Genomic DNA, 19,829 nt, shown 5'->3' on the forward strand with positions numbered 1-19,829 from the left:
ATGGCTATCGTCACCACTTCCACCGCCCGGATGGGCGAACTGCGTGAGGCATTGCCCCGCATTGACCGGTTGCTGCGCAGCAACCAGGCGGGCCAGATCGGCGAGGACGTGATCGACGAACTCGTTCAATGCGCCTGGATGGAGTGGAACGCGGGTGCGCTGCGCCTGACGGCCACGGGCCAGAACATCTGCCGCCAGATGCAGGCCCGCTGACCACGGCGCGCGCAAACGTTTGCGCCTGGCCGTGGCGCCATGGCCGCCATCACTCCGGCCGCGCCGCGCGCCAGGGCGCCATCCACTCCAGCCCCGCGCGGGTGCCACCCGCTTCCGCGCCGCGCGCAGGGCGGTATTCGCAGCCGATCCAGCCGGCATATCCCAGCGCATCGACAAGCCGGAAAAGATAGGGGTAGTGCAGTTCGCCCACGTCGGGTTCGTGGCGTTCCGGCACGCCGGCGACCTGCAGGTGGCCCACGCGGCCCGTGGGCAGGTAGCGGCGCAGCTTCGTGGCCACGTCGCCTTCGGCCACCTGGCAGTGGTAGAGGTCCATCTGCACCTGCACGTGCGGGCTGCCGAACGCTTCGACCCAGGCGTGCGCCGCGTCCTGCCGCTGCAGGAAATAGCCGGGCATGTCGCGGCCGTTGATGGGCTCGATCATCAGCGTGATGCCGTGCGGAGCCGCCAGGGCCGCCGCGCCGCGCAGGTTGGCGGCGTAGGTGGCGTGCAGGGCCGCGGGGTCCGTGCCTTCTGGCGCGATGCCGGCCATCACGTGGATGCGCGGGCAGGCCAGGGCCCGGGCATAGGCGATGGCCTGCGCGATGCCGTCGCGGAACTCCGCCTCCCGGCCCGGCAGGCAGGCCAGGCCGCGTTCGCCGGCCTCCCAATCGCCCGGCGGGGCGTTGAACAGCACCTGCTGCAGCCCATGGCGGTGCAGCAGGGTGGCCAGCCGGTCGGCCGGATGGGCATAGGGGAACAGGTACTCGACCCCGCGGAAGCCATCCCGGGCCGCGGCGGCGAAGCGGTCGGTGAACTCCATCTCCGGATAGAGCATGGACAGGTTGGCGGCGAAGCGGGGCATTGGACGGCGGGGCTGGACGGCGGTGCGCCATTGTGCCGGGCCGCCCCCGTCCCCTTGCCCGGTGCCCTGGCCCGGTGCTATTGCTCGGCGTAGTGGTACGTCAAGCCGCCGTCCACGAAGTGGGTGCCGCCCGTGATGTAGCGGGCCTCGTCTCCCGCCAGGAAGGCCACCAGCCCGGCCACGTCCTCGGGCTGGCCCATGCGGCCCAGGGGGATCTGCGCATTGAGCGCGCGCATCTGCTCGGGGTTGTCCATCAGTTGCGCATTGATCGGGGTGGCGATGGCGCCCGGCGCGACGTTGTTGATGCGGATGCCCAGCGGGGCGAGCTCGCTCGCGAGGTTGCGCGCCAGCATGCGCAGCGCGCCCTTGCTCGCGCAGTACGAGGCGAAATGCGGGAAGGCGATCTCCTCGTGCACCGAGCTGATGTTGACGATGGCGCCCCCGTCCTTGCGCGTGCGCAGGTGCCGCACGAAGGCCTGCGTGGCGAAGAACAGGCCCTTCACGTTGGTGTCCATCACGAGGTCGTAGTCTTCCTCGGTCACGTCCCAGAAGTCGGCGCGGCGCTCCACGCCCGCGTTGTTCACCAGGATGTCCAGCCCGCCGAGCGCCTGCGCGGCCTCGTCCACCAGCCGGCCCGCTTCAGCGGCGCCGCGGCTCAGGTCCGCGGCCACGTACACCGCGCGGCGCCCGAGCGCGGCGATGCATTCGATGAGCCCGCCGGGCGCGCCGTCGGGATTGCGGCCGTTGAGAACGACGTCGGCACCGTCCTGCGCGAGCCGCAGCGCGATTGCTGCGCCAATGCCCTGTGTGCTGCCGGTGACGAGGGCCTTGCGGCCTGCGAGACGTCCTGGGACCATGGGATTGCCTTTCCTGAAGAGCCGATGGAGATCCCGCCACTGTAGGGATGGTGCAAGGGCCTCCGCGTAGTCCGGCGCCCCGGCCCCGCGTGCGCCGGCAATGCCTGCCGCCCCCGTGCGCACTGCGGAGTCGGGTTTCCGCGGATTGCTTCGCGCCTCCGGTGGGCGTGGCGGGGGCGAGCCGACAGGATGGGGCACATGTCCCTGCTCGGCAAACTTACCCGCTGCTTCGGTATCTCCCGAGTCACCTTCGATACGCCGGCGGGCCAGACGCAGCGCATGCCGTCACTGGCCAGCACCGCCGTGCGGCCGCTGGATGCTCCGGCCAGGCGGCCGCTGCGCCCGCCGCGGGCGGATTCCGCCCGCCCCCCGCGCGGCGCGGTGCCGGCCGCTGCGGCAAATGCCGCCCATGCCGCCCATGCCGCCCATGGCGGTACGGCAGGTGCGCCGCGCGGTGCGGCGGCGTCCCATGTCCTGCTCGATGCGATGGAGCAGGCGCAGCCCGACATGTCAAGGTGCGTCCGTTCGCTGTTCAGCCGCACGGACAGCCGCTTCGGCGTGGTGGCGGACCTCGCCGACGCCCTGTCGCACGTGGATGTGTCGCGCATGGCGCCGATTCCGGGCCTGCCCGGGGCGCCGCGCGTGCTGCTGGCCCAGGCGATCGCCGCGGCCACCGGAGGGGATGCCGCCAGGGCCCTGGAAGCACTCGCCGTGCTGCAGGGGATGGACCCGGCCCGCGAGGTGGCGACGGCCTGGCGGCAGCGGCAGGCCGGCGCTTTGGAAAGTGATGCCGGATCGGTGTATGGCACGCCCGCGGAATCCCTGGAGGGCAGCGAGGATGGCTCGGAATACGGGATGGCCTGGCCCTCCCTGGAGGCCGATGGACCGGACCTCTCCACGCCGCGGCATGCGTCCGCCGGTGCGGAAGCGGACGGGGTGGCCCGCGCCGCCGCGGCCAGGCAGGCGGCATGGCGGGTGGCTGCCGCGCTGGCCGCCACGCCCATGGGGCAGGACGTGCTGCAGGCCGTGGTCGCCGTTCCGGTGGAGACCGCGCAGCGCCAGGATTTCGCGCTGTTGCTGAAGGCGGCGGCCGCCCTGGCGGACACCTCCCCGGAGACCTTGCCCGAAACCGCCGCGGGGCCGGCCGGGGGATTGGCCGAGGGCGCGGACCCCGCCGCGCTGCTGGCCCGGGCCGGGGCACGGGATAGCGTGCCGGGCCGGGCGATTGCCTGTGCTGCCGCCAGGATGGCCGGCGACGTGCAGGCTGCCGCGCCCCACCGGTGGGCGCTGGCGGCCGTGCGCAACGACCTGTTCGAGACCGGGCCCGGATCGGACTTTGCCGCGATCGATGCACGCCTCGAAAAAACGGGGCGCTGGATCGAGCGCGCTGCGCCGCAGCGGGGCAGGCTGCCGCGCAACCCCCTGGTCGGCAAGACACCTTTCACGGCCCTGCGGCATGGCACGCAGGGCGTGGAACGGGGGCCGGCCATCGCGCGCCATCGCCGCGCCCGCGAAGCCGCACTGCGCGAGGCTGCCGGGAGCCTGCAGGCGCACCTGGCCGAGGCGGCTTTGGGCATGCGCACGCCGGGTCCGGGGCAGGTGCCCGAGGCGCTGCTGCGGGCCGCAGTCCTGGCGCACTGCCTGCAGACCCCGGCACCGGGGCCGCTCGAACGGGAGGGCTTCGACGCCGCAGCCCAGCGCGACATCGCCGGGCGCCTGGCCGCCATGCTGTCGCCGGGCCTGGATGCGGACGGGCGTGCGGGCCTCGCCCACCGGCTGGCCGGTGCGCCCGCGCTGCAGGCATTGGCCACCCTGCGCTTCGACGCACGGACCATGGGGCAGTGGCTCGACGAGGCCCGCGCGGTGGCGGGCGCCGCCACGCAGGTGGCCGGGGACGGGCCGGATGACTTGCGCGCCGTCTCCGCGGCGCTGGCGCAGGCGCGCGAGGAGGTGGTGGGGCGCGGCACCCGCCTGCCGGTGGTCGATCGCGAAACCGTGCGCACGGCGCTCAAGGAAATCATCGCGCGCCTCGAAGGATCGAGCCGCCTGCGGCTCAGCAGCGGGGGCCTCGTGGGCGTGGGGCTGCGGCAGATCACGTCGTCGGTCAGCGCCATCGCGAGCGCCTTCTTCCTGCGTGGACGGATCGACGGCAGGGTGCAGCGCGGCCGGCAGGCGATCTTCGAGATCGCGATGCCGCCCTACGACATGGAGATCGTGCTCGGCACCCAGCGCCAGGCGGCCCGGCAGGTGGGCGTCGGTGCCTTCGTGGGGCCGGACATTGGCATCGCCAAGGCAGGCGTCAACGTGGACACCGTGCTCTACGGCAGCGAGCGCGCCGACGTGAGCGGCATTTCGCTGCGCCTGCCGCGCGTCGGCCGGCCCGTCCCGGAACTGCGGGCCGAGTTCTCTGCCCTGGTGGATGCGCTGCTCGACGGATGCCACGGCGGCGCGGACCCGGGCGACGGGCCGCCGCTGCTGCAGCGCCTGCTGCAGGCGTTTCCCGAGCTCACGGTGAACCGCATCGGCCGGGCCGGCGACGGCCGGCGGCGCCATGCGCTGGGCGTGGATGCCGCGGCGTCTGCCGGCCGCTGGGGCGCCAAGCTCAGCGGCAGCGTCGGCGGATTCGTCGAGGCCCAGCGCAACGTCACGAAGCACTATGCCGACGCGACGGGCCACATGCGTGTCGAGCGCTCGATCGAAGGGCACCAGACCAAGGCCGGGGTGGCGGCCAGGGTGTCCGCCGGCTTCGGAACGTCGCTCGCGTCGGCCACCGCCGCGTCCGGCGGCGTGGACCTCTCGGTCGCGGCGCTCCAGGCCGGCGCGGCTGCGGAGAATGTCTTCTCCGGCCTGTCGCGCCGCCGGGAGGCCGTCTATGAAGCAGGGCGCCTGCATCCACTCTCGTTCGTCGAAACCGAATACCAGAACGTGGAGGCCTTCCTCGAGGCGATGGAGCCGCAGGCCGCCGCCTGGGTCGATGCCGGCATCGAGCGGCCCCGGCTGGATGCGCTGCTGCAGGCCGTCCGGCAGCATGCGGCGCCGATCCACAGCTTCGCGGCGCGCTCCACGGTGACGCCCGCCATGCGCCAGCGGGACGATGCCTACCGCTCGGCCCTGCAGCTCTGCGCCCAGCACCCGGGCGGTCCGCCGGACGCGGCGCAGGCGCTGGCCGCCCGGATCGAATCCCAGTGGACGGATCCGGCCGCGGTGCAGCCCTATTCGCTGCGCTCCTATGAGCGCCACATGGTCCAGCAGACGCGCGGCATCGATCTGGTGGTGCAGTGGGCCAGCCTGAAGGCGGCCGAGGCGTCCCACATCGACAACCGCATCGACGTGCCGGCCCGGCGGCCTGCGCCTGCACCGGTACAGGTGCCTACCCGTCCGGAGGGTCCGCCAGCAATTGCTCCAGGCGCCGCGGGTAGTGGTTGAGGAAGTCCCGCGTGACCTCGAAATGCTCGGTGTCCTCGAAGGCCACTTCGCTCACGCCCGTGCCGTCGAACAGGATGATCTTCGCGTGCGGGTACGACAGCAGGATCGGCGAGTGCGTGGCGATGACGAGTTGCGAATGGTCCTCGACCAGCTGGTGGATGGCGCACAGCGCCGCCAGCTGGCGGCTGGGCGACAGGGCGGCTTCGGGCTCGTCGAGGAAGTAGAGGCCGTTGCCGCGCAGCTTCTGCGTCAGCACGCTCATGAACGATTCGCCGTGCGACTGGGCGTGCAGCTTCCGGTGGCCGTAGCCGTTGTGGCCGGGCATGTCGTCCATGTAGGTCGCCACGTTGAAGAAGCTCTCGGCCCGCAGGAAGTAGCCGTCTTTCGGAATGGGCGCGATGCGGGCCAGCCGCAGGTCGCCGTGCAGCGGCGAGACGGATGGTCGCTGCAGCGTCGTCTGCAGCCGCACGGACCGCGTGCCGCCTTCCTGCCCGAATCCCATGCCGAGGGCCAGCGCTTCCAGCACGGTCGATTTGCCCGCGCCGTTCTCTCCGACGAAGAAGGTGACGCTGGGATGGAAGTCGATCTGGTCCATCTGCGCGACGGCCGGGATGCTGTAGGGGTAGGTGCTCTCGTCGATTTCGGCATCGGGGCGAAAGCTGGCGCGCAGCAGGTGGGGTTGGGTGCGGCGGGGCATGTCCGTTCCCTAGGCCTGGGTGATGCTGACGGTGACGAAGCCGACCAGCCCGTCCCGGGACTCGGCGACGAAGGTCGTGGCGTCTTCCCGGCCGATGCTGCTGCGCCAGTGCGCTGCGTCCCGGTCCGGGTCGCCCGGGCCTGCGAAGATGCCGGGGAAGGCCGCGTGGTGGACCGCATTCACTTCCTCGCCGAGCGCGCAGATCGCGTGGAGGTCGGCTTCGGTGGCTTCGCGGTAGGTGGGCATGCGGAAATTGTAGGGCGGCGCATGGCGCCAGGCCCGGGCCCGCGGGCCCTCACTCGCCCTGCGATCCCCGCCGCGCCCAGCCCGTGGTGTGCTTCTCCAGCACGCTGAAAAGCTCGTACATCACCATCGCCATCGCACCCACCACCATCAGGCCCGCGAAGGCCAGGCCCATCTGCATGGACGAGCCGGCGGAGATCAGCAGGTAGCCGATGCCCTCGTTGGCGGCGGTCATCTCGCTCACCGTGGTGCCCACGAAGGCGAGCGTGATGGCCACTTTCAGCGAGCCGTAGAAGTAGGGCAGCGAGCGCGGCAGGCCGACCTTGGTGAGCACGTCCCAGCGGCGCGCGCCCAGCACGCGCAGCACGTCCTCCAGCTCGGGCTCCAGCGTGGCCAGGCCCGTGGCGATGTTGACCATGATGGGGAAGAAGCTGATCAGGAAGGCGGTGAGGATGGCCGGCCCCGCGCCGATGCCGAACCACACCACCAGGATGGGCACGAACGCGGCCTTGGGCAGCGCGTTGAAGGCGGTCATGAGCGGGTAGATGGCGGCATAGGCCAGGCGCGAGGAGCCGATCACGAAGCCCAGCAGCACGCCCACCACGATGGCGATGCCGAAGCCCGCCATGGTGACCCAGAAGGTGCGCCATGCGTGGCCCGCGATGATCCACTTGAACTCCACCAGCTGGTTCCAGATGGCCAGCGGGCTGGGGAAGATGAATTCCGAGACGCCCAGGCCCGAGCAGACGACCTGCCAGAGCACGATCACCGCGAAGAGCAGGACCCAGGGCGACCAGCGCTCGACGCGCTTGCGGTGCTGTGCGTTCATTGCGTGATCTCCCCGCCGGCCTTGCGCAACGCCCCGATGTGGCCGCGCAGCTCCAGCACGATGTCGGTGAATTCCTTGGTGTAGGTCAGTTCCAGGTCGCGCGGCCGAGGCAGCTCGATGTCGCGGCGCACGACGAAGCGGCCCGGGCTCTTGCTCATCACATAGACCGTGTCCGCGAGGAACACGCTCTCGCGCAGGTCGTGCGTGACGAGGATGACGTTGAACTGCTGCTCGGCCTGCAGGTCGCGCAGGATGCACCAGAGCTCCTCGCGCGTGAACGCGTCGAGCGCGCCGAAGGGCTCGTCGAGCAGCAGCATCTGCGGCTCGTGGATGAGCGCGCGGCAGATGCTGGCGCGCTGCTGCATGCCGCCCGAGAGCTGCCAGGGGTACTTGTCCTCGTAGCCCGCCAGGCCCACTTTTTGTAGCAGGGCGCGGGCGCGTGCCTCGTACTCCTTGCGGCGGGCCTTGAACTGCGAGCGGTGCGGCTCGACGATCTCCAGCGGCAGCAGCACGTTGGCGACCGTGGTGCGCCAGGGCAGCAGCGAAGGCGCCTGGAAGGCCATGCCCGAGATCTTCAGCGGCCCGGTCACCGGCTCGCCGGCGATGCGGATCTTGCCCATGGAGGGCATGCGCAGGCCGGTGGCCAGCTTCATGAAGGTGGACTTGCCGCAGCCCGACGGCCCGACGATCGCGATGAATTCGCCGCGCCGCACCTGCAGGTCGATGGCTTCCACCGCGAAGTGGTTGGCGCGCAGCAGCTCTTCGTTGTAGGCGAGCCAGACGTCGCGGAAATCCACGAAATAGGTTTCTGTGGCCTGCATGGAAAAAAGTCCTGGAAGGGGGGAGGTGTGCCGCAGTCCGGTGGGGGACGGCGGCGGCGAACACCCTCCTGCCACGCGGGCGCGTGGCACGGCAAGGGTGCCGGGCCGGGCAGGAAGGCCTACTTCTTCGGCAGGATGTTCAGCTCGGCGGCCGCCGGCAGGAAGCTGCCATTCCACACGGTGGCGGGATCGACGCGCGTCTTGGTGTTGTAGGCGTCCGAAACCTGCGAAGCCATCAGCGCGAGCCGCTGGGGCTTCACCTGGCCGAAGCCCTCGGCGCGCGCATCCGGGCTGTTGATCACCGTGTCGATGGCCAGCTGCAGCCGCCGCGTCTCGAGCGCGGTGTTCACGATGCCGTCGCGCTCCTTCACGTAGGCGATGGCGGCGCCGGGGTTGGCGATCACCTCCTTCGCTCCGCGGGCGAAGGCCTTCAGGAAGGCCTTCACCGCCCCGGGGTTCTCCTTGAGGATCTTCGGGCTCGCGATGATGGCGTTGCCATACAGCTTCACGCCGTAGTCGGCATAGGGCAGCACGACCACGTCCGACGCCTTGGCGCCGCGCGCCTCCAGGTTCAGCAGGGAGGTGAAGGTGAAGCCGGTGATCGCGTCCACGTCGCCGCGCACCAGCATGGTCTCGCGCAGGGGCGGGTCCATGGCGGTCCATTGCACGCCGGCGATCTGGTTGGCCTTGGCGAAGATCGGGAAGGCGCGGCGCCCGGCGTCGAACACCGGCGCGCCCAGCTTTTTGCCGTTCAGGTCGGCGGGCCTGGTGATGCCGCTTTTCTTCAGCGCCATGACCGATGCGGGCGTGTTGTTGTAGACCATCATCACGGCCACGGGCTTGTTCTGCGCGTCGGGGTTGTTGCCGTGGAATTCCATCACCGCGGCCAGGTCGGCGAAGCCGATGTCGTACGAGCCCGAGGCCACGCGCTGCACCGCGCCGCCCGAGCCGTTGCCGGCGTCCACCGACACGTTCAGGCCCGCTTCCTTGAAGTAGCCCTTGGCCGTCGGCAGCAGGAAGAAGGCCGCAGGCCCCTCGAAGCGCCAGTCGAGCTGGAACTTGATGGGGGTGGGCGCGCCGGACTGGGCCTGCGCGGCGGGCACCAGCAGGCCCGATGCGGCGAGCAGCAGGGCGGACTGCAGGAAGGAACGCTTGGTCATGGGGTCTCCATTCGTGTCGATCGATACCGGGAGTATCAGCAAGATCGATGCCTGTCCGCCACTGGCTGCCGGGCCCGGTATGCATGGATTGCACCAGCATGGTGCGGTTTTCACACCTGCCAGGGGCTCAGCGGCGTTCCCAGAAGCCGCGGTGCGTGGCGACGAGTGCGTCGCGCAGTTCGGGGATGGGGCCGGTCACCTGCACCGGGCGCTGGCCGCGCGCGAACACCTCGCGGCAGGGCAGGTCCAGCGTGGGGTTCTCGGGGTGGTCGCCCGTGAGGGCGCGCAGCGCGGTTTCCTCGGCCCCGTAGAGCACGCGCCCGATGCCGGCCCAGTAGATGGTGCCCGCGCACATGGCGCAGGGCTCGAAGGTGGTGACGAGGGTGCAGCCGCGCAGGATGCCGGCGGGCCAGCGCGCCGCGGCCTCGCGCGCGAGCGTGGATTCGGCGTGGTTCACGGTGTCGATGTTGCCCTGCTCGGCGAGCACGGTGTCGCCGTCCGGCGCGACCAGCAGCGCGCCGAAGGGATGGCGGCCGGCCTCCATCGCGCGGCGCGCCACGGCATCGGCCCGCAGGAGGTGGCGGGCGATGCGCTCCGGCGTCAGCGGGGCTGCGGCAGGGGAACGGGGAGGAAAAGGGGGTACGGGATCGGGCATGGTGCAGGCCGCATGCAAGCCGCGTACCGATGGCCGGCCCGCGCCCGGGTGGCGGGCAGCGGGCGGCGTGCAGGGCGCTTCAGCGCTGGGCTTTGGAGGCCGCGGCGTTGGCGGCGGCCAGTGCCGTCATGTTGACCACGCGGCGCACGGTGGAGGAGGGCGTGAGCACATGGGCCGAAGCGGCGGCGCCGAGCAGGATCGGGCCGATGGTGGTGCCGTGGCTGCCCGTGGTCTTGAGCACGTTGAACAGGATGTTCGCCGCGTCGAGGTTCGGGCAGATCAGCACGTTGGCCGAACCGGTAAGGGTGCTGTCCTCCAGCGCGGTCTGGCGGATCTTCTCCGACAGGGCCGCGTCGCCGTGCAGCTCGCCATCGCTCTCGATGTGGGGCGCGGCCTTCGCGAACAGGTCGCGCGCCGCGCGCATCTTGCGGGCCGAGGGGCGCGTGGACGAGCCGTAGTTGGAGTGGGAGAGGAAGGCCACCTTGGGCGGCAGGCCGAAGCGCTGCACTTCCTCGGCCGCCATCTGCGCGATGTGCGCGAGCTGCTCGGCGCTCGGATCCTCGTGGATGTAGGTGTCGGCGATGAACAGCGTGTGCTGGTCCAGCGTGAGGGCGTTCACCGTCGCGAGGCCGGCGGCACCGTCCTTCAGGCCGATCACCGTGCGCACGTGCTCCAGGTGGTGGTCGAAGCGGCCGAACAGGCCGCACAGCAGCGCGTCCGCGTCGCCCAGTCGCACCATCAGCGCGCCGATGAGCGTGTTGGAGCGGCGCACGGCGGCCTTGGCGGCCTCGGGCGTGATGCCGTCGCGGCCCATCAGGCGGTGGTAGGCCTCCCAGTACTGGCGGAAGCGCGGATCGTCCTCGGGGTTGCAGACCTCCACGTCCTTGCCGAGCTGGATGCGCAGGCCGGCCTTCTTGATCCGCATCTCGATCACGGCGGGGCGGCCGATCAGGATGGGCCTGGCCAGGCCGTCATCGACCGCGACCTGCGCGGCACGCAGCACGCGCTCGTCCTCGCCCTCGGCATAGGCCACGCGCTGCAGGCTGGCCTTGGCGGCGGCGAAGACCGGGCGCATGAACATGCTGGTCTGGTAGACGAAGCGCGTGAGGCTGTCGCGGTAGGCGTCGTAGTCCTGGATCGGGCGGGTGGCCACGCCCGAGGCCTCGGCCGCGCGTGCCACGGCGGGCGCGATGCGCAGGATCAGGCGCACGTCGAACGGCGTGGGGATGAGGTAGTCCGGGCCGAAGGAGAGTTCCTGGCCCGCGTAGGCGGCGGCCACCTCGTCGCTCATCTCGGCCTTGGCGAGGTCGGCGATCTCGCGCACGCAGGCGAGCTTCATCTCCTGCGTGATCTTCGTGGCGCCGCAATCGAGCGCGCCGCGGAAGATGTAGGGGAAGCACAGCACGTTGTTGACCTGGTTCGGATAGTCCGAACGGCCCGTGGCGATGATGCAGTCCGGGCGCACGGCCTTGGCCAGTTCGGGCCGGATCTCCGGCTCGGGGTTGGCCAGCGCCAGGATGATGGGCTTGTCCGCCATGGTCTTGACCATGTCGGCCGTGAGCGTGCCGGCGGTGGAGCAGCCCAGGAACACGTCGGCGCCGTTGACCACGTCGGCCAGGGTGCGGGCCTCGGTCTTCTGCGCATAGCGGGCCTTGGATTCGTCCAGCGGGCCGCGGCCTTCGTAGATCACGCCCTTGGAGTCGCACACGAAGATGTGCTCGCGCTTCACGCCCAGGCCGACCATGACGTCCAGGCACGCGATGGCGGCGGCGCCTGCGCCCGACACGGCCACCTTCACGGCGCCGATGTCCTTGCCCACCAGTTCCAGGCCGTTCAGCAGGGCAGCGCTGGAGATGATGGCCGTGCCGTGTTGGTCGTCATGGAACACCGGGATGTTCATGCGCTTGGAAAGCTCACGCTCGATGTAGAAGCACTCGGGCGCCTTGATGTCTTCCAGGTTGATGCCGCCCAGCGTGGGCTCCAGCGCCGCGACGATCTCGATGATCTTGTCCGGGTCGCGCTCGGCCAGCTCGATGTCGAACACATCGACGCCCGCGAACTTCTTGAAGAGGCAGCCCTTGCCTTCCATCACCGGCTTGCCGGCCAGCGGGCCGATGTCGCCCAGGCCCAGCACGGCCGTGCCGTTGGTGATCACGCCCACCAGGTTGCCGCGGGAGGTGTAGTCGAAAGCGAGCGACGGGTCGGCCTGGATGTCCAGGCACGGATAGGCCACGCCGGGCGAGTACGCCAGGGAGAGGTCGCGCTGGTTCGACAGGGGCTTGGTCGGCGTGACGGCGATCTTGCCGCGGCTGGGGTTGCGGTGGTATTCGAGCGCTGCTTCGCGCAGTGCCGCTTCCGCGGCGGAGAGTGGCTTGGTCATACGGGGACTTCCGGAAAAAAAGGCGCAGGGGCAATGCCTATCGAGCTTAACCGCCGGGCCCGCGCCAGCGTGGCCTGGACCCATGCCATATGTGCATGGGGAACGAATGCCCGCGCCGGATGCGGAGCGGGGCTGTGCCGGGGCAGGCCGGGCTCAGTGCGCTTCGGCCTGCCGGGCGGCATCCACGGCCGCGGAGGTGTCGCGGCTGGTGCCATTGAAGAAGACGTTCAGGAGCACGGCGGTGATCGAGGCCAGCAGGATACCGGATTCGATCAGCGGGTGGATGGCATGCGGCATCCACTGGCGGAAGTTGGGCGCCACCAGCGGCACCATGCCCACGCCGATGGAAACCGCCACGATCATGGCGTTGAAGCGGTTGGCCTTGAAATCCACCGCGCCCAGGATGCGGATGCCGGTCGCCGCCACCATGCCGAACATCACCAGGCCCGCGCCGCCCAGCACCACGGTGGGCAGCGATTCGACCAGCGCCGCCATCTTGGGCACCAGGCCCAGCAGGATGAGGATCAGGCCGCCGGCGACGCAGACGAAGCGGCTCTTGACGCCGGTCACGGCCACCAGGCCCACGTTCTGCGAGAAGCTGGTGTAGGGGAACGTGTTGAACAGGCCCCCGATCAGCGTGCCCAGCCCGTCGGTGCGCAGGCCGCGCGTCAGCGCCGCCTGGTCCACCTTCCTGCCGGTCATCTCGCCGAGCGCGAGGAACATGCCGGTGGATTCGATCATCACGACCACCATGACCAGCGTCATGGTGAGGATCAGCACCGGGTCGAAAATGGGCGCCGCGATCTCGAAGGGCAGGACCAGGTCGAACCACTGCGCCCTGGCCACCTTCTCGAAGCCCATCAGGCCCATGGCGGTGGCCGCCACGCCGCCGATGCAGATGCCCAGCAGCACCGAGATGTTGGCGACGAAGCCGCGCGCGAACTTGGCGATGAGCAGGATGGACAGCAGCACCAGCGCCGAGATGCCCACGCCCGTGAGATCGCCGTAGCGCGGGTTGGGCACCGTGGGCACCACGGCGAAGCCCTTGGGAACGGGCGGCAGCGAGGAGCCCGGCGCGCCGGCCGCTGCCTGGGCCTCGGCCAGCCATTTGACGTGGTCGGGGTTGACCACGGTGGGCGCGGTGGGGCCCACCGGGTTGCCGAAGATCCAGTTGATGCCCACGCGCATCAGGCTGATGCCGATGACCGCGATGATGGTGCCCGTCACCACCGGCGGGAAGAAGCGCAGCATGCGGCTGATGAGCGGGGCGATCAGGATGGAGACCACGCCCGCGCCGATCACCGACCCGAAGATCAGCCCCGCGCCCGCAGGCCCGGCGGTGGCCTGCGCCATGGACACCATGGGCGCCACCGCCGCGAAGGTCACGCCCATCATCACCGGCAGCTGCACGCCGAACCAGCGGGTGGCGCCCAGCGCCTGGATCAGCGTGACCAGGCCGCAGCAGAACAGGTCGGCCGAGATGAGCTTGGCCACGAGGTCGGGCGTGAGGTTGAGCGCCCGGCCGATGATGAGCGGCACGGCGACCGCGCCGGCGTACATGACCAACACGTGCTGCAGGCCCAGAGCGGCGAGCTGGCCGGCGGGCAGGCGCTGGTCCACGGGATGGATTTCTGTGGGGTGGGAAGGCATGGCGGGGATCCTCGGCGGCTGGACTGCATACACGGCTGTATGGAAAAAATGTATGCAATTCCGGTGCCTGCCGCCACGATGGAAAACCCGCGCGGGCGCTGTCAGGCCAGCAGGGCCTTCACCAGGTCCAGCTGCCGGTCGGCGCGCTCGCTGTCCAGCTCCAGGCTGGCCTCGATGCGGTCGAGGTGGTCCACCATGCAGGCGACGGCCGCTTCGGCATCTCCGCTGCGGCACACGCGCAGGAACTCGGCATGCTCCCCGGAGGAGCAGTGCGCGTCGTTGGACGAGTGGTAGAGCATGGCGATGAGGGAGCTGCGCGCCACCATCTCCTGCACCAGCTGGGCGAGCGTGCGGTTGCCCGCGGCCTCGGCGAGCGCGACGTGGAAGTCGCCCAGCAGCTTCTCCTGCACGCTGCCGGTGGCGGGGCCGGCCTTGAGCGCCGTGCGCTCGAAGCGGATGTGCTGCTCCAGCAGCTGGTAGTCGGCCCGCTTCGCCCGGGCCACGAACAGCCGCACGACCTCGCTCTCCAGGATGCGGCGCACGGCGAAGACCTCGCGTGCCTCCTGCACGCTGGGCCGGCTCACGAACGAGCCCTTGTCGGGAATGGTCTCGATCAGCCGGTCCTTGGCCAGCATGACCAGCGCGGCGCGCACCTTGGTGCGGCTCACGGAATAGATGCGCCCCAGCGCTTCCTCGCGCAGCCAGGTGCCGGGCGGCAGGCGCTTCTCGACGATGGCGGTCGCCAGGTCGCGCGCAATGCCTTCGATGGAGACCTGCGCGGCTTCCGGCGTGGCGGGTGCTGCGGGTGCGTCCGCGCGCTGCGCCGGTGCGGGGGGGCGGGGCGCCCGCGCCTTGCGTGCCGGTGCGGGCGCGGCAATGGCTGTGCGGTGGGGCGCGGGTGGGGCGGCGGGAGCGGAAGTGGGGGCGGCGCGGGGCATGGCGGGATTGTCGCGGCAAGCGGCGCCGCCGCGGTCAGGCGCGCCGCAGTGCCGGCACGGGGGGCGGTGCCGCGGCCGCGGGAGCCTCGCCCAGCGCGAAGCCTGCGAGCGCCCCGGCCATGGCCTTGGGCAGCGGCCGGGCCAGCTCGCCGTGCTTGCTGGTGGACAGTCGCAGCGCCACCAGCGATTCGACCAGCGTCGTGGCGGCAGCCACGCCGTCGATCACCGGCACGCCCAGCACGCCGCCGATGTGCTCGCACAGGTCGGCCATGCCGGCGCAGCCCAGCACGATGGCGTCGCAGCCGTCCTCGGCCAGCGCGCGCCGGCACTCTTGCGTGATGCGTTCGCGGGCGTCGGAGCCGGGCACTTCCAGCTCCAGCACCGGCAGCTCGCAGGCGCGCACGTTGGCGCAGAAGCGCTCCATGCCGTAGATCTCGGCCAGGTGCCAGGCCTGCCCCATGGTGCGGCCCAGTGTGGTCACCACCGAGAAGCGCGTGCCCACCATGCTCGCCAGGTGCATGGCGGCCTCGGCGATGGCCACCACCGGGCCGCGGGCCAGTTCGCGCGCGGCCTTCAGGCCGGGATCGCCGAAGCAGGCGATCACGTAGCCATCCACGCCGTCCTCCTCGCCGCGGGCGATCTCCTGCAGCAGGCCGGGCACGGCCAGTGCCTCGTCGTAATGGCTCTCGATGGACGCGGGGCCCATGGCGGGGCTGACGGCGATGATCTCGGTGCCCGGCCGTGCCACGGCGCGCGCGCAGGCCCCGATCTTCTCGGTCATGCTCCAGGTGGTGTTGGGATTGATGATCTTGATGCGCATGGGTGCTGCAGGTGCTTTCTCGGGTTTCAGTTCTGTTTCCGGTTCAATGCCAGGTAGATGACCAGGCCCAGGCCCATGCCGATGAACCAGGCATAGCTGGCGGCGCCGCGCCAGCCGGGCACGACCACGCACAGGATGGGCACCAGCGCGGCCGGCACCATGGTCATCACGGCGCGGGGGTTGTAGCCGCCCTGGTACCAGTAGCGGCCCTGCGTGTCCATGGTGTAGAGGTCATCGACCACCACCTGCTGGCGGCGCACGAAGTAGTAGTCGGCGATCAGGATGCCGAACAGCGGGCCGATGAACGAGCCCAGGATGTCCAGCGTGTAGTGGATGACCTGCGGGTTGTTGTAGAGGTTCCAGGGCGTGATGAAGATCGAGCCCACGGCGGCGATCATGCCGCCCGTGCGCCAGCTGATGTGCTGCGGCGCCACGTTGGAGAAGTCGAACGCGGGCGACACGAAATTGGCCACGATGTTGATGCCCACGGTGGCGATCATGAAGGTGAGCGCGCCCAGCACCACGGCGGTGGTGGAGTCGATGCGGCCCACGGTGTGGACCGGGTCGGTGATGAGCTCGCCGAAGACGGGCAGCGTGGCGGCGGTGGTGACCACGGTGAGCAGCGAGAAGAAGACGAAGTTGACCGGCAGGCCCCAGAAGTTGCCCTTCTTCACTGCGTCGAAGCTCTTGCCATAGCGCGAGAAATCGCCGAAGTTGAGCATCGGCCCGCTGAAGTAGCTCACCACCAGCGCGATGGCCGAGAGCATCACCGGCACCGCGTCCCAGCCCTGGAAGCGCACGCCGCCCAGGTTCAGGTCGATGTTCTTCCAGCCGGCCTTCCAGACCAGCCAGCCGCAGAGGATGGCCATCACCACGTAGACGCCCGGGCCGGCCCAGTCGATGAAGCGGCGGATGGCCTCCATGCCGTGCCAGAACACCAGCGCCTGCAGCACCCACATGACCATGAACGACACCCAGCCCAGCGTGGACAGGCCCGCGAAGCCATGCCGCGTGACGTCGGCATAGGCGTCGAGCGAGGGGTAGAAATGCAGCGCCAGGATCATGAAGGCGCTGGAGGCGAGGTAGGTCTGGATGCCGTACCAGGCCACCGCGATCAGCCCGCGGATGATGGCCGGGATGTTGGCGCCCAGCACGCCGAACGAGGCGCGGCAGATCACGGGGTAGGGCACGCCCGTCACCTGGCTGGGCTTGGCCACCAGGTTGCAGAAGAACTGCACGATGACGATGCCGATCAGCAGCGCCGCCAGCACGTGCCAGCTGGACAGGCCCAGCGCGAACAGGCTGCCGGCGGTGACGTAGCCGCCCACGCTGTGCACGTCGGACATCCAGAACGCGAAGATGTTGTACTGGCCCCAGGTCTGTTTCCTGAGCGGGGCGAGGTCCTCGTTGGTCAGCCGCGGGTCATAGCCGGGCTTGATGAGCGCGTTGCCGGCGTGGGGCGAGGCAGGTGCCGCGGACGCGGTCGTGGACGTGGCGGGCTGGGCGACCGCGGCGTGGCCTGCGGTGCCCGCCGGGCTGGTGGCGGATTGCATGGGGTTTTCTCCTTGTATTGGCTTCCCGGAATGCATGCGAGTTTGTATACAAAAAATGGATGCATTCAAAGGCCCGAAGAGCACATGCGGCTCGGTGCTTACCCGGTTGCCAGCGGGCGGTGCAGGGTGCAGGAGATGGGTGGAGGAGGGCTGTCAGTCCGCCGCGGGCCGGGCCGCGGCGGCCAGGGGGGCGAGCGATTCGCGCAGCCGGTCGCGCACCAGGGGCTGGCCCGGGTCGAGCGCGTCTTCCACGTGGCCGATGTGCGCCAGCATCCGCTCCCGGGCCAGGGCGGTGTCCCCGTCCTCCAGGGCCTCGACGATGGCCGCGTGTTCCTCGCAGGACTGGCTGGCGCCGTGCTGCGACTGGTAGAGCGATGCGGCCAGCGTGGTGCGGGCCGTGAGGTCGCGCAGCAGGTCGCTGAGCGTGCGGTGGCCCAGCGCCTCGGCCAGGCAGACGTGGAAGTCCGCCAGCAGGAAGGCGCGCGTCGCGGCATCCGCGCCTTCGATCGCGCGCCGCTCCTCGTCGATGTGCGCGCGCAGGCGCGGCACCACCGTCTGCTGCAGCGGGCGGCCCGCGTCGGCCAGGATGCCGGATTCGATGATGCGGCGCGCGGAGAAGGCGTCGCGCGCATCCTCCACCGACGGCTCCACCACGTACCAGCCGCGCCGTGCCTGCACCTCGACGAAACCCCGCGCCTGCAGCTGCATCAGCGCTTCCCGCACCATGGTGCGGCTCACGCCGAACAGGTCGGCCAGGTCCTGCTCGCCGAGTCGCTCGCCGGGCGCGAGCTTCTGTGCCAGGATGGACTCGACGACCTGCTGTGCGATCTGGCTCTGGCTGATGCCCATCGGTGCCGTCGGGGGAGGCCGGCCGCGCTCAGCGCGGCAGGGCCAGTGCGTGGGAGCCCGGCGCGGAGTGCTCGTCGAGCGTGAAGCCCGCCACGGTGCGCGACAGGTGGTGCGCCTGGTCGTTGAGCACGCCGGAGGCGGCGGTGGATTCCTCCACCAGTGCCGCGTTCTGCTGCGTGGCGCGGTCCATCTCGGCGACAGCCTGGTTGATCTGCGCGATGCCCGAGCTCTGCTCGGCCATGGAGCCGTTGATCTCGCCGATGATCTGGGTGACGCGCTGGATGCCGTCCACGATCTCGCCCATGGTCTCGCCGGCCGCGCGCACGCGCTCGGTGCCGGTGAGCACGCTGGCGCCCGAGGCGTCGATCAGCGACTTGATTTCCTTGGCGGCCTCCGCGCTGCGCTGTGCCAGGCTGCGCACCTCGCCGGCCACGACGGCGAAGCCGCGGCCCTGCTCGCCGGCCCGCGCGGCCTCCACCGCCGCGTTCAGTGCCAGGATGTTGGTCTGGAAGGCGATGGAGTCGATCACGCCGATGATCTCGCCGATCTTGGACGAGGCCCTGGAGATGTCGTCCATGGTGTGGACGGCGCTGGCCACCACCTCGCCGCCCTTCAGGGCGGAGGCGCTCGCGGCGTTCGCCAGGCGCGTGGCCTGCGCGGCGGATTCGGCCGACTGCTGCAGGGTGCCGGTGAGCTGCGACAGCGACGCGGAGGTTTCCTGCAGCGCGCTCGCCGAGCCCTCGGTGCGGTTGGAGAGGTCCTGGTTGCCGGCGCGAATCTCGTCCGTGGCCGTCTTCATCGATTCCACGCCGTGGCGCACGTCCTTGAGCACCGTGCCGATCTGTTCGACGAAGGCATTGAACGAGGAGGCGATCTGGGCCACCTCGTCGCGGCCGGACACGGGCAGGCGCTGGGTCAGGTCGCCGCCGCCGGAGCCGATGCGGTCCATGGCGTCGCGCACCTGCGAGAGCCGGCGGAAGGAGGTGGCGGTGAGCAGGGCGGCGACGCCGGCCGCGGCCAGGGCCAGCAGCACGATCGCGATGGCCAGGGTGTGCAGCACGCTGCGCAGGCCGGCCGTGGCCTCGGCCTTGTCCAGCGCCACGATCAGCGTCCAGTCCGTGCCGTGCACGGCACGGCCCTTGAGCAGCTTGGCGGCGCCGCCCATCTCGACCTCGAGCGGCTTGTCCGACGTGGCCAGGGACGCCATGGTGGCCGGCGTCAGCACGGAAGAAATCTCGGTGACCGGCTTGAGCGCCAGCTTGGCGTCGGCATGCGCGATGACCTGCCCGTCGCTGTTGACCACGAAACCGAAGCTGCCGGGCGTGGGGCGGATGGCCGAGACCACCTCGCGCACCCCGTCGAGCGGCACCGCGCCGCTCAGCACGCCCTCGAGCTTGCCGCCGCGCAGCATGGGCGCCACGAAGGCCACGTAGGGCACGCCGGTGGTCGAGTCGCCGTAGGGCTTGGTGACGGCCAGCTTGCCGGCCTGCACGGCGCTCTTGTACCAGGGGCGGGCCGTGGGGTCGTATCCCGGGGCCGTCTTGGTGGTGGAGAAGAAGGTCTTGTCCTCCCACCCGACGGTGGTGATGGGGAAGCCGTTGGCCTTGCCCATCAGCGGCACGTAGCCTTGCGGGTCGCCGTGCTCGATGGCCGCCGCCGTCGCCTGCACGGCCGTTCCCTTGGCGGCCACCCACTGGTCCACCGCCATGGCGTTGCCGGCGGCGATCGCGTTCAGGTCCTGCTCGATGGTCTCGAACGTGCTCGCGCGGGTGATGGTGTAGGTGGCAGCCCCGGTGACCGCCAGCGCGCACACGACCGTGGCGGTACTGATGAACAGGATCTTGGAGCGCAGTGTCTGGAGCATGGGAAACCTTCG

General features: G+C 70.6%; 17 protein-coding genes. 2 read left to right on the top strand and 15 right to left on the bottom strand.

Annotated elements, in window-relative coordinates:
* Positions 1-213, top strand: a complete 213-nt coding sequence (locus tag T336_RS0116060) for a hypothetical protein (RefSeq protein WP_026433322.1) — start codon at positions 1-3, stop codon at positions 211-213.
* 49 nt (positions 214-262) lie between these two features.
* Here T336_RS0116060 and otnI read toward each other — a convergent pair whose 3' ends face one another.
* Both otnI and T336_RS0116070 read right to left on the bottom strand, forming a co-directional pair.
* Positions 263-1,075: a 2-oxo-tetronate isomerase gene (gene otnI, locus T336_RS0116065; RefSeq protein WP_026433323.1), complete on the bottom strand. Its 813-nt coding sequence runs from the start codon at positions 1,073-1,075 to the stop codon at positions 263-265.
* Between the two features lie 77 nt (positions 1,076-1,152).
* On the bottom strand, positions 1,153-1,932 hold the full coding sequence (locus T336_RS0116070) for an SDR family NAD(P)-dependent oxidoreductase (RefSeq protein WP_019703583.1): 780 nt from the start codon (positions 1,930-1,932) through the stop codon (positions 1,153-1,155).
* A gap of 198 nt (positions 1,933-2,130) precedes the next feature.
* On the opposite strand from T336_RS0116070, the gene T336_RS0116075 reads away from it, so the two are divergent.
* The gene (locus T336_RS0116075; RefSeq protein WP_026433324.1) at positions 2,131-5,358 is read left to right on the top strand and encodes a hypothetical protein; all 3,228 of its coding nucleotides are present in this window, start codon (positions 2,131-2,133) and stop codon (positions 5,356-5,358) included.
* Here T336_RS0116075 and T336_RS0116080 read toward each other — a convergent pair.
* From T336_RS0116080 to T336_RS0116140, 13 genes are all read right to left on the bottom strand, one after another.
* Positions 5,303-6,055, bottom strand: a complete 753-nt coding sequence (locus T336_RS0116080; protein WP_026433325.1) for an AAA family ATPase — start codon at positions 6,053-6,055, stop codon at positions 5,303-5,305. The genes T336_RS0116075 and T336_RS0116080 overlap by 56 nt on opposite strands.
* A 9-nt stretch (positions 6,056-6,064) precedes the next feature.
* Entirely contained in the window at positions 6,065-6,301 is a 237-nt protein-coding gene (locus T336_RS25280) for a GNAT family N-acetyltransferase (RefSeq protein WP_019703586.1), read from the bottom strand.
* Between the two features lie 49 nt (positions 6,302-6,350).
* A complete protein-coding gene (locus T336_RS0116090; RefSeq protein WP_019703587.1) occupies positions 6,351-7,127 on the bottom strand; it encodes an ABC transporter permease in 777 nt (258 codons plus the stop codon).
* Positions 7,124-7,948, bottom strand: coding sequence for an ABC transporter ATP-binding protein (locus T336_RS0116095; RefSeq protein WP_019703588.1), 825 nt, complete (start codon positions 7,946-7,948; stop codon positions 7,124-7,126). Before T336_RS0116095 ends, T336_RS0116090 begins: the two co-directional genes overlap by 4 nt.
* A 119-nt stretch (positions 7,949-8,067) precedes the next feature.
* Positions 8,068-9,108: an ABC transporter substrate-binding protein gene (locus tag T336_RS0116100; RefSeq protein WP_026433326.1), complete on the bottom strand. Its 1,041-nt coding sequence runs from the start codon at positions 9,106-9,108 to the stop codon at positions 8,068-8,070.
* 127 nt (positions 9,109-9,235) lie between these two features.
* Positions 9,236-9,763, bottom strand: a complete 528-nt coding sequence (locus tag T336_RS0116105) for a nucleoside deaminase (RefSeq protein ID WP_026433327.1) — start codon at positions 9,761-9,763, stop codon at positions 9,236-9,238.
* 79 nt (positions 9,764-9,842) lie between these two features.
* On the bottom strand, positions 9,843-12,143 hold the full coding sequence (locus T336_RS0116110; protein ID WP_026433328.1) for an NADP-dependent malic enzyme: 2,301 nt from the start codon (positions 12,141-12,143) through the stop codon (positions 9,843-9,845).
* A 153-nt stretch (positions 12,144-12,296) separates the two neighbouring features.
* Positions 12,297-13,793 (bottom strand): nucleobase:cation symporter-2 family protein, encoded by a 1,497-nt coding sequence (locus tag T336_RS0116115; RefSeq protein WP_026433329.1) that lies wholly within the window; start codon positions 13,791-13,793, stop codon positions 12,297-12,299.
* Between the two features lie 101 nt (positions 13,794-13,894).
* A complete protein-coding gene (locus T336_RS0116120; RefSeq protein ID WP_026433330.1) occupies positions 13,895-14,731 on the bottom strand; it encodes a GntR family transcriptional regulator in 837 nt (278 codons plus the stop codon).
* Between the two features lie 34 nt (positions 14,732-14,765).
* Positions 14,766-15,551: an aspartate/glutamate racemase family protein gene (locus tag T336_RS0116125; RefSeq protein WP_026433331.1), complete on the bottom strand. Its 786-nt coding sequence runs from the start codon at positions 15,549-15,551 to the stop codon at positions 14,766-14,768.
* Positions 15,552-15,577: 26 nt separating this feature from the next.
* Positions 15,578-17,104, bottom strand: coding sequence for an NCS1 family nucleobase:cation symporter-1 (locus tag T336_RS0116130; protein ID WP_026433332.1), 1,527 nt, complete (start codon positions 17,102-17,104; stop codon positions 15,578-15,580).
* Between the two features lie 153 nt (positions 17,105-17,257).
* Complete coding sequence (locus tag T336_RS0116135; protein ID WP_026433333.1) at positions 17,258-17,953, bottom strand: GntR family transcriptional regulator; 696 nt, start codon at positions 17,951-17,953, stop codon at positions 17,258-17,260.
* Positions 17,954-17,981: 28 nt separating this feature from the next.
* A complete protein-coding gene (locus T336_RS0116140; RefSeq protein WP_026433334.1) occupies positions 17,982-19,817 on the bottom strand; it encodes a methyl-accepting chemotaxis protein in 1,836 nt (611 codons plus the stop codon).
* Positions 19,818-19,829: the final 12 nt, after the last annotated feature.

It is taken from the genome of Paracidovorax oryzae ATCC 19882, from assembly GCF_000687165.1.
GTDB lineage: Bacteria > Pseudomonadota > Gammaproteobacteria > Burkholderiales > Burkholderiaceae_C > Paracidovorax > Paracidovorax oryzae.

Excerpts from the sequence above, each read along its gene's own strand:
- T336_RS0116060 (WP_026433322.1), top strand. The coding sequence starts at position 1 with ATGGCTATCGTCACCACTTCCACCGCCCGGATGGGCGAACTGCGTGAG.
- T336_RS0116110 (WP_026433328.1), bottom strand. The coding sequence starts at position 12,143 with ATGACCAAGCCACTCTCCGCCGCGGAAGCGGCACTGCGCGAAGCAGCG.
- T336_RS0116140 (WP_026433334.1), bottom strand. The coding sequence starts at position 19,817 with ATGCTCCAGACACTGCGCTCCAAGATCCTGTTCATCAGTACCGCCACG.
- T336_RS25280 (WP_019703586.1), bottom strand. The coding sequence starts at position 6,301 with ATGCCCACCTACCGCGAAGCCACCGAAGCCGACCTCCACGCGATCTGC.
- T336_RS0116075 (WP_026433324.1), top strand. The coding sequence starts at position 2,131 with ATGTCCCTGCTCGGCAAACTTACCCGCTGCTTCGGTATCTCCCGAGTC.
- T336_RS0116130 (WP_026433332.1), bottom strand. The coding sequence starts at position 17,104 with ATGCAATCCGCCACCAGCCCGGCGGGCACCGCAGGCCACGCCGCGGTC.
- T336_RS0116090 (WP_019703587.1), bottom strand. The coding sequence starts at position 7,127 with ATGAACGCACAGCACCGCAAGCGCGTCGAGCGCTGGTCGCCCTGGGTC.
- T336_RS0116070 (WP_019703583.1), bottom strand. The coding sequence starts at position 1,932 with ATGGTCCCAGGACGTCTCGCAGGCCGCAAGGCCCTCGTCACCGGCAGC.
- T336_RS0116115 (WP_026433329.1), bottom strand. The coding sequence starts at position 13,793 with ATGCCTTCCCACCCCACAGAAATCCATCCCGTGGACCAGCGCCTGCCC.
- T336_RS0116095 (WP_019703588.1), bottom strand. The coding sequence starts at position 7,948 with ATGCAGGCCACAGAAACCTATTTCGTGGATTTCCGCGACGTCTGGCTC.
- T336_RS0116125 (WP_026433331.1), bottom strand. The coding sequence starts at position 15,551 with ATGCGCATCAAGATCATCAATCCCAACACCACCTGGAGCATGACCGAG.
- otnI (WP_026433323.1), bottom strand. The coding sequence starts at position 1,075 with ATGCCCCGCTTCGCCGCCAACCTGTCCATGCTCTATCCGGAGATGGAG.
- T336_RS0116105 (WP_026433327.1), bottom strand. The coding sequence starts at position 9,763 with ATGCCCGATCCCGTACCCCCTTTTCCTCCCCGTTCCCCTGCCGCAGCC.
- T336_RS0116135 (WP_026433333.1), bottom strand. The coding sequence starts at position 17,953 with ATGGGCATCAGCCAGAGCCAGATCGCACAGCAGGTCGTCGAGTCCATC.
- T336_RS0116120 (WP_026433330.1), bottom strand. The coding sequence starts at position 14,731 with ATGCCCCGCGCCGCCCCCACTTCCGCTCCCGCCGCCCCACCCGCGCCC.
- T336_RS0116100 (WP_026433326.1), bottom strand. The coding sequence starts at position 9,108 with ATGACCAAGCGTTCCTTCCTGCAGTCCGCCCTGCTGCTCGCCGCATCG.
- T336_RS0116080 (WP_026433325.1), bottom strand. The coding sequence starts at position 6,055 with ATGCCCCGCCGCACCCAACCCCACCTGCTGCGCGCCAGCTTTCGCCCC.